This is a genomic window from Kluyvera sp. 1366, from assembly GCF_054823405.1.
Genome location: NZ_JBTRDW010000001.1, coordinates 42,677 through 54,837, shown reverse-complemented (window position 1 = coordinate 54,837; position 12,161 = coordinate 42,677). Strand labels below are relative to the sequence as shown.

Sequence of the window (12,161 nt, the reverse complement as noted above, 5' to 3'; positions counted from 1 at the left end):
TGATTTGAGGTCGCTATGCAATCGATTTTACGTTCACGTTTCTCTTCTTTTCTGACAGTCGAACGCCGTGTAGTTTGGCAAATGATGTTTACCGGCTGCGCGGTATTCTGGATTTTGATGGTCGTCGCCATCATGAGCATTCGCTAAGCTAATGCGCCTGTAATCGGCCGGACAGCTGCTCCGGCGGTAACAACTCAAACGCCCGCTTCATCTCCCGCGCCTCTTCTGCCGGACTGCGACCAAACAGCCTTTTGAACTCACGATTAAACTGCGAATCACTTTCATAGCCGACGCGCGCTGCGGCACCTGCGGCGGTAAGATTGTCGCGGATCATCATCAGACGCGCCTGATGCAATCGCAGCGATTTTAGATATTGAATCGGCGAGGTTTGCGTCACCGTTTTGAAATGCAGATGGAAGCGCGGCACGCTCATCCCGGCTTCATTCGCCAGATGCGGTACATCCAGCGGCTGACGCCAGTCGGCATGTATACGCTGCAAAGCCCGCGCGATACGACCAAAATGGCCTTGATAAGTTAACGCTGCACGCACCGCGCCACCCTGCTCGCCCATTAATACGCGAAAACAGATCTCTTCGACCCGCGCGGGTCCCAACACTTTGGCTTCAAGCGGATCGCTCAACGCTTCCAGTAAACGCAGTGTGCTCTGCGCCAGGATTTCATTGATTGGTGTGGAGATGATGCCCGCCGGCGCAGCGGTTACCGCCGATTCACTGCTGGCCAGCTGCGCCACCAACCTCGCTACCATGGCAACATCCAGACGAATCGCGATGCCCAGCAGCGGCTCTTCTGATGTGGCTTCCGTCTCGGCAGAAAACGGCAGCGGCACTGACAACACCAGATAGTGCTGCGCATCATAGCGATACATCTTGTCGGCGAGGAAAGCTCGTTTTGATCCCTGGCAAATAATAATGATGCTCGGCTCATACAGTACCGGCGTGCGCGCCCACTGCCGATCGGCCCGCATAAAGCGCACGCTATCAAGCAGTGATTCGGTATAGCCTTCCTGACGCGCCAGCTGGCTGAGTAAAGCGCAGGTGCGCTGTTGCACGGATTGCGACATAAATAATTTCCACTGAGATATTCAGGCAAAGCATAGCCATCAAGCTGCTGTTTGCACAACGCACGCGAGAGGATCAGGCAAAGATGCGCCACAATCCGGTCTGTTGCGCATTGCGTGATTTATCAACAATAGCCTCGTCAATTCAACGAGGAATGCATCATGAACACAGCGAAGAAAGTGATTATTTTGACAGGTGCCAGCAGCGGCATAGGCGAAGGCATTGCACGTCATCTGGCGCAGCAAGGCCATCAATTGGTGCTTGGCGCGCGCCGCACCGATCGTCTACAAGCGTTAAGTGAAGCGCTGCGTTTTGGCGGCGCGAACGTGGATTATCTCGCCACCGACGTCACCCAACGCGCTGATATCCAGCAGCTGGCCGATATTGCACTGGAAAAATATGGCCGTATTGATGTGATGATCAACAATGCCGGCGTCATGCCGCTGTCACCCATGAGTTCAATGAAAGTCGATGAATGGGACTTGATGCTCGACGTCAATGTTCGCGGCGTGCTGTATGGCATTGCGGCGGTGCTGCCGACCATGCAGGCGCAGCAGTTTGGTCACATTATTAATATCGCCTCGGTTGGCGCGCTAACCGTTTCGCCGACCGCCGCCGTTTACTGCGCCACTAAATTCGCCGTACGCGCGATTTCCGATGGCCTGCGTCAGGAGTCGCAACATCTGCGGGTTACGGTGATCAATCCCGGCGTAGTCGAATCTGAACTGGCGGATAGCATCACCGATAGCACCGCGCGTGAAGCGATGAAAAGCTATCGCCAGATCGCGCTCCAGCCAGCAGCGATTGCCAACGCGGTGAGTTGGGCCATCGATCAACCTGGCGAAGTGGATACCAGTGAAATCACCGTGCGCCCTACTGCCAGCGCACATTAAGCAGTAACAACCGTGGCGATTTCAGGCTGAAATCGCCAGCTTTCACTCCTCGCGCTTGAGCCGTGCAGCGGCACTTTCTGTCGCCGCACGTCGGCGAGCAATAAAATCCTGCATCTGGCTTTTTGCCTCGGCCAAACGTTGCGGCGAGGCGCTGCGCGGTGAACCTGAATGGAATGGCGGCGCCGGATCGTACTCCATCTGCAGCTGGATATTTTCTGCGATTTCACGTCCAAGCAGCTCTTCCGCTACGGTTAACGCAAAATCAATGCCCGAGGTGACGCCCGCGCCAGTGATGCGGTTGCGATCGCGCACCACGCGTTCGGCTACTGGCATGGCACCGAGCAAGCTCAGCTGATCAAGCGAACCCCAATGCGACGTCGCGCGATATCCCTGCAACAATCCCGCAGCACCTAACACCAGCGAACCGGTACACACCGAAGTTATCCACTTGGCGTTCTCCGCCATACGACGGACAAAATCCAGCGTTTCGTCATCGTCCATCAGCGCAATTTGTCCGGGACCGCCAGGAATGCAGATCAAGTCGAGTTGCGGGCAATCGGTAAAAGTTACGGTGGGTACGATCGCTAGCCCGCGATCCGACATCACCGGCTGACGATCTTTCCAAATCAGATAATTGTTAACGTTGGGCATGCGGGCAAACACTTCCCACGGACCGGTGAGATCGAGCTGCGTGAGGTTGGGGAACAGCAACAGACCAATATTAAAGGACATCTTTCGCTCCAGATCGCAGGAAGTGGTAAAAAATGCAGGCATTCAGCGGTTAAAGCCAACCGGCCTTTTTCAGCCGCCACCACATCACGCAGCAGATAACAACAGTAATGCCCACCACGGCGGGATAGCCAAAGTGCGTGTGCAACTCCGGCATATCGGGGAAGTTCATGCCGTACATACTGAAAATGATGGTGGGCACAATCAGGATCGCCCCCCAACCGGCGAGCTTTTTGTTTACTTCGCTTTGCTGCACCGACACCAGCGCCAGATTCACCTGCATCGCGCTGGTGAGCATTTCGCGCATGTCTTCCGCATCAATCATCACGTGATGCGCGTGGTCCTGTACGTCACGCAGATAGGCGCGCAGATTTTTCGGGATGATATCTTCGTGGAAGCGCACCAGCTGCTGGCAGATTTCCGTCACCGGCAGCGCCGCATTGCGTAGCGCCAGCAGTTCACGGCGCAGATGATAAACGTTTTGCAGCGCGTCGCTGTCAAAACGCGTGGTGAACATGCCCTGTTCCAGCCCGCCAATGCGATCGTTAAGTGATTCGGTGATTTTGCTGTAGTTATCGACGATGAAATCGAGGATGCAATAGAGCGCATAACCCGGACCTTCACACAGTAATGCGTGGTTCTTTTCGGCTTTGGTGCGGATGTCGGCATAACCTTCCGATGATCCGTGACGCACGGTGATCAGGAAGTTTTTGCCAAGAAAGAAGTGGGTTTCGCCGAAGGTGATGCGCTGCAAATCGTCCATGTGCGCGGTTTTTACCACAATAAATACCGAATCACCGTACTGCTCAATCTTAGGTCGCTGATGCGCTACCAGCGCATCTTCAATTGCCAGTTCGTGCAGGCTGAACTCCTGCTGCAGCGTCTGCATAAAGGCCGGTTCGGGTTGGTACAAACCCATCCAGACAAAGGATTTCTCTTCTTTTAATACTTCACTAATATCAGCGATGTCGACATGCTCTTCACGCTTACCGTGGCGATACGCCACGCAGTTAATGACCATATTCGCGCCGTCCTTGTTGTTTTCACTTTTTTTCATTTTAGCCTTAAAGCTCGCGTACCATTTCGAAGCAGGGAAGATCGGCTTGCGCCAGCGCTGAGGGATAAAGCGTCTCACGCACCATACGAAAACCGTGACGCAGATAAAAGCCGCTCGCGTTGGGCGTGGCGGCGAGCGTCAGTTTATCAAAACCCCGCTGATGCGCTTCATCGATGATTGCCTGCATGATGGCGCTGGCATAACCTTTGCCGTTGCAGACGGGCAGCGTGAAGATCGCTTCAACGCTGCTGTTGTGCAAGTCAAGAAATCCAGTCGCGGCCACGCCATATTCAGCATCCTCAACCACATAAAACGGATGGCTTCTGACCGCCTCGAAATAGCCGGACGGTAACGCATCGGGTGTCCATGCACTGATAACATCAGCGGGATAAACGCCCCGGCAACCGTGGCGAATGGCAAGGTTGCGGATGCGCCACAACGTGGCCGTTTCATCACAGCGGGCTAAACGCGGTTTCATACGTTTTCCTCTATGCTAGTAACCCGTGGAGTATCACAGTAACAAAACTCATCAGGAAGATAACGCCGGTTCCGGCTACAAAAGGTTACGATAATGCAACTCACTTCATCACGTTTGTTTCTTCGTCCGGTTGAACCCACCGATGTTCAGCGCCTGTTTGCCATCTATGGCGATCCCGCTACCAATATGTTCAATCCGGCGGGTCCGTTTCCCGATTTAGCCTTTGCAGAGGAGGTGTTAAATCGCTGGCTGGCGCACTGGCAATCCTTTCCCTTTGGTAACTGGGCAATTTGCCTGCGGGAACAGCCGGATGAGGTTATCGGATTTGGTGGTTTATCGGTGCGCGAGTTTGCTGGCAAGCCGGTAAATAATCTTGGCTATCGTCTGGCGAAAGAGGCGTGGGGAAAAGGTTTCGCCACCGAGTTTGCACGAAGGGTTATCGCTTATGGCTTCGATGAATGCCAGCTTCCGATTATTGATGCGGCGGTGCGTCAGGATCATATTGCATCACAGCAGGTACTGGAAAAGGCGGGACTACGCTGTTACGGCCAGGTTCACGATGTTCCGGGCGCGCCCGCCAGTTTGGTATATGAATTACGCGCGCAAACCTGGCGCGATCAGGGCACGCCGAAGTAACGTAGCAAGGCGGTCATTAGTGCGGCACCGATAATCACCAGGATTAGCGGTGTGCGCCGCCAGGCCAAAAACACCGCAAACAGCACGCCGGCGATGCGCGCCACGCCGGCAAAATGCGTGCCTTCAAACAGCGCGGTGGTAACGGCCACCGCCAGCAGCAAAACGGTGGCAGCATCGGATAGCATATTGCGTGCGCGATCCGACATCTGCATGCGGCTGCCCAGGCGATAACCGGCGAAACGAATCGCATAAGTGCCTACCGCCAGCAGCGCGATGCCGCCAATGATCAGATTATTTTGCATTTTTACGCTCCCGCCAGCTCAGTAATCCCAGCAGTGAAAACAGCACCGGCATGCCCGCTGGCACAAACGGTGTCGCCAGCACAGACAGCGTGGTGCCGAGCGTAGCGGGGATCAGCGTACGACGCTGACGCAGCGCCGGGAATATCAGGGCAATCAGGATCGCTGGGAACACCGCATCCAGACCAATGGCCGATACGTCGGGAATGAAGCGCCCGATCACCGCACCGCCAATTACCGACAGCGGCCAGATGGTGAAAATACCTAATCCGCAAATCCAGTACGCGGCACGACGTTGCGCCAGTTTTGGCTGGGAAATACCAAACACCACGCTTTCATCATTCATGATGTGGCATCCCAACAAACTGCGGCTGCCTTTACCAACCAGATCTTTCACCGCAATGCCAAACGGCAGATGACGCGCGTTGACCAGCAAACCCGCCGCCGCCGCCGTTAACGGACTGCCGCCGCCAGCCACGATGCCGATAAACAGGAATTCCGACGCGCCCGCCAGCACCAGCGTTGATAGTGCAATCGGCACCCACAGCGGAAACCCTTCCGCTGCCGCCAGCGAACCGTAAGAGAGCCCGACAATGCCGTCGGCAAGACAAACCAGGAAAATGGCTTTTATTACTCCGCGATCACGCGGTACTGCACCCAGACGCATCACAATTTGATCTCATATCGAACAGGAAAGCCGTTATAATGAACGCGCCAGAATCGTTTTACAAGACGAACAAATCGTTCGATATAAAGAACAGGAGAGGGTTTGACCACGCCAATTGATATTATTGCTGTCGGATTACTGCGCGAACGTCAGCGCGCAGGGCTTTCACTGACAGAGGTGGCGCGTCGCGCCGGTATCGCCAAATCTACGCTGTCGCAGCTCGAAGCGGGCAATGGCAATCCCAGCCTTGAAACGTTATGGGCGCTGTGTGTGGCGCTAAACATTCCTTTCGCGCGTTTGATGGAGCCGGAAGTGAAGCGATTGCAGGTGATTCGCCGTGGCGAAGGCATGATCGTCTCAGCGGAGATGGCGGATTATCAGGCGGCATTGCTGGCAAGCTGCCCGCCCGGCGGACGCCGCGATCTTTATCTGGTTACTAGCCAACCGGGCGCGCCGCGCGATTCAAAACCGCATCCGCCGGGCTCGGTGGAGCATGTGATTATCGCGCGTGGCCGGGCGCTGGTTGGGCCGCGCGATGCGCCGGTCGAACTGCATCCCGGTGACTACATTTGCTATCCCGCAGACGAACCGCATGTTTTCGAAGCCTTAGAGGCGGATACCATGGCGGTGCAGCTGTCGGAGCAGAATTGAGCGAAGGTTGATCAGGTCGCCATAAATGGCGCCACTACGGAATTGCAGAGTGACCATCAGAATTTCCTATTGTTAAACCCGATGATTCACGTGCGGCGCGGTGGCATGCTGTAGTTTTCGCCGCTAAGAATCAGGAACATATGGACATTATTCCCGCCCGACCTCATCACGCCGCTGCCATTCAGAAAATCTACGCCTGGCATGTGCTGCACGGCACGGCGACCTTTGAAACTGAACCGCCTTCGGCGAGCGAAATGCAGAATCGCGTGCAGGATGTGCAGCAGCGCGGCGGTTTTTGGCTGGTGGCGCAGGAGGATGAGCAGGTGCTGGGTTACTGCTATCTGGCGCCTTATCGCCCGCGCTATGCCTATCGCTTTACGCTGGAGGATTCGATTTACCTCGATCAGCAGCAAACCGGCAGAGGCATTGGTCGCGCACTGTTGCAAAAAGCCATTGCGCTGGCAGAAGCGGCGGGATTTCGCCAGATTATCGCGATTGTTGGCGATAGCGCGAATGCCGGATCGCTGGGATTACACCGGGCGCTCGGTTTTGAGCACACCGGTGTAATGAAATCAGTGGGATTCAAACATGGCCGCTGGCTGGATACCGTAGTGATGCAGCGTTCACTCGGTCACGGCGACAGCCAGCCGCCAGAACGTTAAGCGACTGCCTCCATCGCGATCATACGATGCGTGCCCTTTTCCAGCAGATCGCGATCGTGGCTCACCAGTAACACCGCGCACTGCTGCTCGCGCGCCAGCGAGGTGATGAGCTGGATGGTTTGCTGCTGCACCAGCGGATCCAGACGCGATGTAGGTTCATCGGCAAACAGAAATACCGGATCCAGCAGCATCACGCGTAACAGCGAGAAGCGCTGCAGCTCGCCGCCCGACAGTGAATCGGGACGACGCGTCAGCAGTTCCGGCGTCAGCGCCAATTGCTCCATCAGCGCATCCCGCCGCGTGGAGGCGATGCGATGACGGCGCAACACATCGTCCAGGCTTTGCGCCAGCGTGCGGGTCGGTGGGAACAGCGCAGACGGATCCTGATAAATCTTCTGGTATTTCAGCCCATCGACCGCCGCATGCCGCGTCACCTTGCCTTGCTGCGGGGTTAGCAGGCCGAGCAGCACATCGCCAAAGCTACTTTTACCGCTGCCGCTGGCACCGTGTAATCCAACGATTTCCCCGGCGTGCAGCCTGAAGTCTTGCGGCACGCCGAGCGATTTACCGCCGCGCTGCAAGCGGATGCCCTCAGCGCTCACCACCGGTTTACTGCCCATAACGGTTTGTTGCCGTGCAGGCCAGGCGGTGGGATCGGCGGCGAGTAATTCACGCGTATAGCGCTGCTGCGGTTCATGTAACACCTGTTCCGCCCTGCCCTGCTCAATCACCTTGCCTTTATGCATCATGATCACCTCACCGCCCAACTGGCGCGCCAGCGCGATGTCGTGGGTGATGGTGAGCAGTGTGCCGCCGTCGGCCACTTCCCGGCGCAGCAAAGCGGCTACTTCATCACGACGCGCCACATCCAGCCCTTTGGTTGGTTCATCGGCAATCAGTATCTCCGCGCCACCTGCCCGTGCGGCGGCAAAGGCGGCGCGCTGCGCCATCCCGCCGGAGAGTTGCCACGGAAAACGCGGCGCCGCGTCCTGTAAACCAAGCTGCTGTAAATCGCGCTGGGCCGACAGTGCGCTGGTGGATTTCGCGTTTCCGCGTACATAACGATAGCCTTCCGCAACCTGCTGCAGCACTGACATGGTGGGATCCAGCGACAGCCACGGCTCCTGCGGCAGCGACGCTAATGTGCGGCCCCATAATTCACGCAACAATCCGGCATCCTGCGGCAGGGTAAAACGCTGTTCGTTGATGATTAGCGTACCGCTGGACTGTAAATCGTCAGGCAAAATGCCCATGACCGCTTGTGCCAGCAGGCTTTTACCTGAACCGGTTTCACCCAGCAAGGTCAGCGGTTGTCCGGGCTGCAGGGTTAAATCAACCGGCTCCACCAGCGTGGCACTGGCGGTTGTGACGCTGATGCCGATAACCTGTAATCCTTTCATTTACGCTCCTCTTTCATTAACAGATTCAGGCTGATCAACAGCAGAAACAGCGCGATTACCGGCTGCATTAGCAGCCACGGTGCTTCCCAGGCAAACGGCAGCAGTTCGGTCATCATCAATCCCAGTTCTGGCGTCGGCGGACGTACGCCGACGCTGATAAAACCAAGCGCAGAGACCGCCATGATGGCGCTGCTGAACGAGAACAGAGTCAACGTGGTTAATACCGGCGCTAACGCTGGCCACAGGTGTCGGCGGAAACGGTAGAACGCCGAAAAACCGAGCAACTTTGAGGCCTGCATGCCGGGTGCCTGCACAATCGGGCGCAGGGTTGCGCGCGTGACGCGGAAGAACTCCACCCACAGCACCAGCGAAATCCCCAGCCACAACATGCCGGGAGAATCCGGCGCAATCGCCGCTAACAGCAGCACCAGCAGCAATCCCGGCAGCGCCAGACACATATCGCCGAGCATGCTGAGCAGACGATCCAGCCAGCCACCATACAGTGCGCTGAATACGCCAGCCAGCACGCCCGCCAGCAGCGCGCTCATCACACAGAGCGCCGCGAGACCCAGCGAAAGGCGCAACGCGGCACTGAGGCGCGGCAGCATGTCGCGACCAAGATGATCAAACCCGAGAAGATTGGCGCCGCTCGGCGCGTGCAGCATTTGCAGCAGATCCTGTTCCAGCGGGTCGCCATGATGAATCAGGGGCAGCAGGAAGGCGAAACCAAGCAGCAAGCACAACAGCAGCAGGCCGATAAGACGCGAAAATGAAATTGTCATGCGCGCGCTCCTCTGGGATCAAGCAGATGACAACCCGCATCCACCAGCATATTCAGCAGCACGAACAGCAGTCCGAGCGTCATGGCGCTGGCCTGAATCACCGGCACATCGCGGGCGAAGATGGCATGCACCAGCGCGTGACCAATGCCAGGCCAGGCAAACAGCGTTTCTACCACCACCACGCCTTCCACCAGCCAGACAAACTGCATGCCGAACCAGGTCAATACCGGCGATGCGAGGTTGCGCAATCCATGACGACGCAATAACGTTGCGGGCGCTAATCCTTTCTGCGCGCCCCAGCGGTAATAGCCCGAGTTGACAACCTGATACGTGGCTTCACGCACCACGCGCACGCCCACCGCGGTTAACGACAATGCCAGCGTCAACGATGGCAACAGAAAATGACGCAGCTCGCCGTGCCCGGCGCTGGGCAGCCAATCGAGCTGCAGCGCCAGCAGGACAATCAGCAGCATGCCCAGCGCAAAATGCGGCACCGATTTCAGCAGTGCGCTCAGCCAGAATAACGCGCGGTCGAGCTTGCCATTGGCGTGACATCCCGCCCAAATGCCCAGCGGCAAGGTGAACAGTATCGTCAGGAAAAGCGATGAACCTGCCAGCGCCAGCGTTTGACTCAGCTGCCAGCGCAGTTCATCCATCACCGGTTCGCCGGAGACCAGCGAACGACCAAAGTTGAACTGCAGCAGATCGAATAGCCAGTGCAGCAACGCGCTGCCCTGCTGCAGCGAGTCACTTAGCTCCTGCTGCACCCGCGCCACCGCGCTGGCATCCACACGATCGTAGCCATAACGACCGCTGGCAATACGCCATGCCATATCGCCGGGCAAGGACTGCACCAAAAACCAGGTGAGTAATCCCACCGCCAACACCACAAAAGCTGCCTGCGCTACGCGCCAGCCAAGTAGTTTGAACATCATTGCTCCCACTCCATCTGACGCAGACCAAAGTGGCGTTCAAACGGATCGAGCGTGACGTTTTTCAGCTTGCTGTTAATCGCGGCCGATTGCTGATACCAGGCAATCGGAATCACTGGCAGATCCTGCTGTAACGAGGCAGTGATCAGGTTACGCGCCTGCGCACGTTCTGCCGTGTCAGTGGATTGCGTTAAGGTGTGCAACGCCGCGCTAAAACCGGCCGGATGCCAGTTCATCGCGCCCCAGTCGCCGCCCTTTTCCGCATAATCCTGCAGTAACGTGCCGGTGGGATCAGGCGTGAGTGCAAAGTTGCGGGAAAACAGCGCCAGTTGTAGACGATTGCTGTGATGCTGCGCCGGAATTTCGCTGGCGTTGGTGGAGTTGATCTTCACTTCAATGCCGACTTTGCGCAGCTGCTGCTGGATAACCATCGCCATCAGCGGCAGTTCGGGACGATCGGGGAAGGTCAGCAGCGTCACACTAAAGCGCTGGCCGTTACGTGCTAACACGCCATCTGCACCCATTTTCCAACCCGCCGCCTGCAGTTGCTGTGCCGCCTGCTGCGGATTGAATTGCAACGGTTGCAGTGCGTTGTTGTGCCATTCACCCATATTCGGCGGGAATAACTGAGTGGCCGCGCCCGGATAACGCAATACCGCCATCGCCAGCGCGTTACGGTCAATCGCCATGCTGATCGCTGCACGCACCGGCTGTTCGGCTAACAGCGGATCGCCCGCATTGAGTTTCAGCATCAGCGTGCGCGGCACCGGAATGGCCGGCAGTTGTAGCGCTGGCTTGCGCGCTAAACGCTGACGGCTGGCAGCATCCAGGTTGAATACGTAATCCGCGTCGCCGCTTTCCGCCAGCAAGGCGCGTGTTTCGGCGCGCCCGGAAGAGAGATAGCTGGCGGCCGCAATCGCTGGCTTTTTGCCCCAGTAATCGTCAAAACGTTTTACTGCCAGCGATTGCGGTGGCTGGAATGACGTCAGCATAAACGGGCCGCTGCCGATGATGCGGGTGATGTTGCCCTGCACATCCCAGCTAGCCAACGCCAGAATCTGGGAACGGCTCTCTGCTAAAACCGAAAGCAGCGGCGTAAATGGTTCGCTCAAGGTGATGGTGACGCGTTGCCCTTCCCCGCTGATAGCGGTGATCGGCGTTTTATCCAGCAGCCCCGCCTTGCTGCGCGCGGTGTTGAGTGATTTCACCACCGCGGCCGCATCCAATGGCGATCCATCATGGAAGCGCACGTTGGGACGCAAATTCAATTGCCATTGCAAACCATCTGCCGACACCTGCCAGCTTTGCGCCAGCGCCGGAATGGGCTCGGCGCGTTCGTTCACTTCCACCAGCGTTTCCACCACATCCATTCGCAACAAAATGTCGCCGGAGAGTGCGGGATCGGCGCCTTTGATTTCAAACGGTGCCGCAATGCGCACCGTTTTATCCTGATGTTCAGCCGCCATTGAGGCGTAAGAAGCCAGGCCTAACGCCGAAGCGATAAGCAAATTTTTCATTGATTTCATTAAGATTTCCGACTGAAGCCGCTACAAATTAGGTGAGTTAATTACGTTATAACATAACAATACACATTTCAACACAGATTGCTGGCAAAGACGGGTAATTGACGCTGCGCGCAGTGCTTTTGCTGCGCTATGCTGAAAACGAACGTTTACTTTATGGAGCAGCAGAGATGCCAGAAATCGTTGTGTATGCGGCAGAAGGTCGCACGATTGAGCAGAAAAAGAAGTTGTTAAAAGCCGTCACCGCGGCGGTGGCTGATTCGTTTGAGATCGATGCTAATTCAGTAACGGTTTCCATCATCGAAACGCCAAAACATCATAAGTCGAAAGGCGGCGTGCCGTTTGATGAGCGTTGAGTCGGGTGTATGCCTAA

General features: G+C 56.7%; 16 protein-coding genes. 6 read left to right on the top strand and 10 right to left on the bottom strand.

All coding sequences use genetic code 11. The features are described from left to right. Window positions 1–15: 15 nt before the first annotated feature. Window positions 16–147 carry a hypothetical protein gene (locus ACVLVH_RS00250; protein WP_255421535.1) on the top strand — a complete coding sequence of 44 codons (132 nt, stop codon included), beginning with the start codon at window positions 16–18 and terminating at the stop codon, window positions 145–147. A gap of 1 nt (window position 148) precedes the next feature. Here the strand turns inward: ACVLVH_RS00250 and ACVLVH_RS00245 are convergent, their stop codons facing one another. After that, window positions 149–1,081: an AraC family transcriptional regulator gene (locus ACVLVH_RS00245; protein ID WP_336767964.1), complete on the bottom strand. Its 933-nt coding sequence runs from the start codon at window positions 1,079–1,081 to the stop codon at window positions 149–151. Window positions 1,082–1,240: 159 nt separating this feature from the next. On the opposite strand from ACVLVH_RS00245, the gene ACVLVH_RS00240 reads away from it, so the two are divergent. Next, window positions 1,241–1,972 carry an SDR family oxidoreductase gene (locus ACVLVH_RS00240; protein ID WP_192414716.1) on the top strand — a complete coding sequence of 244 codons (732 nt, stop codon included), beginning with the start codon at window positions 1,241–1,243 and terminating at the stop codon, window positions 1,970–1,972. Window positions 1,973–2,014: 42 nt separating this feature from the next. Here the strand turns inward: ACVLVH_RS00240 and ACVLVH_RS00235 are convergent, their stop codons facing one another. Genes ACVLVH_RS00235 through ACVLVH_RS00225 form a run of 3 tightly spaced genes read right to left on the bottom strand, consistent with a single transcriptional unit; the run spans window position 2,015 to window position 4,236 of the window. Continuing rightward, window positions 2,015–2,704 carry a DJ-1/PfpI family protein gene (locus ACVLVH_RS00235; protein ID WP_498948295.1) on the bottom strand — a complete coding sequence of 230 codons (690 nt, stop codon included), beginning with the start codon at window positions 2,702–2,704 and terminating at the stop codon, window positions 2,015–2,017. A gap of 49 nt (window positions 2,705–2,753) precedes the next feature. Beyond that, window positions 2,754–3,722, bottom strand: coding sequence for a magnesium/cobalt transporter CorA (corA, locus tag ACVLVH_RS00230; protein WP_101761767.1), 969 nt, complete (start codon window positions 3,720–3,722; stop codon window positions 2,754–2,756). A 43-nt stretch (window positions 3,723–3,765) separates the two neighbouring features. Further along, the gene (locus tag ACVLVH_RS00225) at window positions 3,766–4,236 is read right to left on the bottom strand and encodes a GNAT family N-acetyltransferase (RefSeq protein ID WP_498948293.1); all 471 of its coding nucleotides are present in this window, start codon (window positions 4,234–4,236) and stop codon (window positions 3,766–3,768) included. Window positions 4,237–4,329: 93 nt separating this feature from the next. Here ACVLVH_RS00225 and ACVLVH_RS00220 point away from each other — a divergent pair, with 93 nt between their 5' ends. Continuing rightward, window positions 4,330–4,872, top strand: a complete 543-nt coding sequence (locus tag ACVLVH_RS00220; protein ID WP_137387166.1) for a GNAT family N-acetyltransferase — start codon at window positions 4,330–4,332, stop codon at window positions 4,870–4,872. Here the strand turns inward: ACVLVH_RS00220 and ACVLVH_RS00215 are convergent. Both ACVLVH_RS00215 and ACVLVH_RS00210 read right to left on the bottom strand, forming a co-directional pair. Then, window positions 4,854–5,174, bottom strand: a complete 321-nt coding sequence (locus tag ACVLVH_RS00215; RefSeq protein ID WP_008109204.1) for an AzlD domain-containing protein — start codon at window positions 5,172–5,174, stop codon at window positions 4,854–4,856. The genes ACVLVH_RS00220 and ACVLVH_RS00215 overlap by 19 nt on opposite strands. Continuing rightward, complete coding sequence (locus ACVLVH_RS00210; RefSeq protein WP_498948743.1) at window positions 5,164–5,838, bottom strand: AzlC family ABC transporter permease; 675 nt, start codon at window positions 5,836–5,838, stop codon at window positions 5,164–5,166. Before ACVLVH_RS00210 ends, ACVLVH_RS00215 begins: the two co-directional genes overlap by 11 nt. A gap of 102 nt (window positions 5,839–5,940) precedes the next feature. On the opposite strand from ACVLVH_RS00210, the gene ACVLVH_RS00205 reads away from it, so the two are divergent. Both ACVLVH_RS00205 and ACVLVH_RS00200 read left to right on the top strand, forming a co-directional pair. Continuing rightward, window positions 5,941–6,489: a helix-turn-helix domain-containing protein gene (locus tag ACVLVH_RS00205; protein WP_061719009.1), complete on the top strand. Its 549-nt coding sequence runs from the start codon at window positions 5,941–5,943 to the stop codon at window positions 6,487–6,489. Window positions 6,490–6,629: 140 nt separating this feature from the next. Further along, entirely contained in the window at window positions 6,630–7,151 is a 522-nt protein-coding gene (locus tag ACVLVH_RS00200; RefSeq protein ID WP_498948291.1) for a GNAT family N-acetyltransferase, read from the top strand. On the opposite strand, the gene ACVLVH_RS00195 is transcribed toward ACVLVH_RS00200, so the two are convergent. From ACVLVH_RS00195 to ACVLVH_RS00180, 4 genes are read right to left on the bottom strand one after another with little or no spacing between them, the layout of a single operon-like run. Further along, complete coding sequence (locus tag ACVLVH_RS00195) at window positions 7,148–8,551, bottom strand: ABC transporter ATP-binding protein (protein ID WP_462063238.1); 1,404 nt, start codon at window positions 8,549–8,551, stop codon at window positions 7,148–7,150. The genes ACVLVH_RS00200 and ACVLVH_RS00195 overlap by 4 nt on opposite strands. Beyond that, a complete protein-coding gene (locus ACVLVH_RS00190) occupies window positions 8,548–9,333 on the bottom strand; it encodes an ABC transporter permease (protein ID WP_101761154.1) in 786 nt (261 codons plus the stop codon). The genes ACVLVH_RS00195 and ACVLVH_RS00190 overlap by 4 nt, the downstream gene beginning before the upstream one ends. Further along, window positions 9,330–10,265 (bottom strand): ABC transporter permease, encoded by a 936-nt coding sequence (locus ACVLVH_RS00185; RefSeq protein WP_462063422.1) that lies wholly within the window; start codon window positions 10,263–10,265, stop codon window positions 9,330–9,332. The genes ACVLVH_RS00190 and ACVLVH_RS00185 overlap by 4 nt, the downstream gene beginning before the upstream one ends. After that, window positions 10,265–11,791: an ABC transporter substrate-binding protein gene (locus ACVLVH_RS00180; protein ID WP_498948289.1), complete on the bottom strand. Its 1,527-nt coding sequence runs from the start codon at window positions 11,789–11,791 to the stop codon at window positions 10,265–10,267. The genes ACVLVH_RS00185 and ACVLVH_RS00180 overlap by 1 nt, the downstream gene beginning before the upstream one ends. Before the next feature lie 98 nt (window positions 11,792–11,889). On the opposite strand from ACVLVH_RS00180, the gene ACVLVH_RS00175 reads away from it, so the two are divergent. Next, entirely contained in the window at window positions 11,890–12,144 is a 255-nt protein-coding gene (locus ACVLVH_RS00175; protein ID WP_225614572.1) for a tautomerase family protein, read from the top strand. Window positions 12,145–12,161: the final 17 nt, after the last annotated feature.

Coding starts and splice junctions, on each gene's coding strand:
- ACVLVH_RS00250 (WP_255421535.1), top strand. CDS start 16: ATGCAATCGATTTTACGTTCACGTTTCTCTTCTTTTCTGACAGTCGAA.
- ACVLVH_RS00245 (WP_336767964.1), bottom strand. CDS start 1,081: ATGTCGCAATCCGTGCAACAGCGCACCTGCGCTTTACTCAGCCAGCTG.
- ACVLVH_RS00240 (WP_192414716.1), top strand. CDS start 1,241: ATGAACACAGCGAAGAAAGTGATTATTTTGACAGGTGCCAGCAGCGGC.
- ACVLVH_RS00235 (WP_498948295.1), bottom strand. CDS start 2,704: ATGTCCTTTAATATTGGTCTGTTGCTGTTCCCCAACCTCACGCAGCTC.
- corA (WP_101761767.1), bottom strand. CDS start 3,722: ATGGTCATTAACTGCGTGGCGTATCGCCACGGTAAGCGTGAAGAGCAT.
- ACVLVH_RS00225 (WP_498948293.1), bottom strand. CDS start 4,236: ATGAAACCGCGTTTAGCCCGCTGTGATGAAACGGCCACGTTGTGGCGC.
- ACVLVH_RS00220 (WP_137387166.1), top strand. CDS start 4,330: ATGCAACTCACTTCATCACGTTTGTTTCTTCGTCCGGTTGAACCCACC.
- ACVLVH_RS00215 (WP_008109204.1), bottom strand. CDS start 5,174: ATGCAAAATAATCTGATCATTGGCGGCATCGCGCTGCTGGCGGTAGGC.
- ACVLVH_RS00210 (WP_498948743.1), bottom strand. CDS start 5,838: ATGCGTCTGGGTGCAGTACCGCGTGATCGCGGAGTAATAAAAGCCATT.
- ACVLVH_RS00200 (WP_498948291.1), top strand. CDS start 6,630: ATGGACATTATTCCCGCCCGACCTCATCACGCCGCTGCCATTCAGAAA.
- ACVLVH_RS00195 (WP_462063238.1), bottom strand. CDS start 8,551: ATGAAAGGATTACAGGTTATCGGCATCAGCGTCACAACCGCCAGTGCC.
- ACVLVH_RS00190 (WP_101761154.1), bottom strand. CDS start 9,333: ATGACAATTTCATTTTCGCGTCTTATCGGCCTGCTGCTGTTGTGCTTG.
- ACVLVH_RS00185 (WP_462063422.1), bottom strand. CDS start 10,265: ATGTTCAAACTACTTGGCTGGCGCGTAGCGCAGGCAGCTTTTGTGGTG.
- ACVLVH_RS00180 (WP_498948289.1), bottom strand. CDS start 11,791: ATGAAATCAATGAAAAATTTGCTTATCGCTTCGGCGTTAGGCCTGGCT.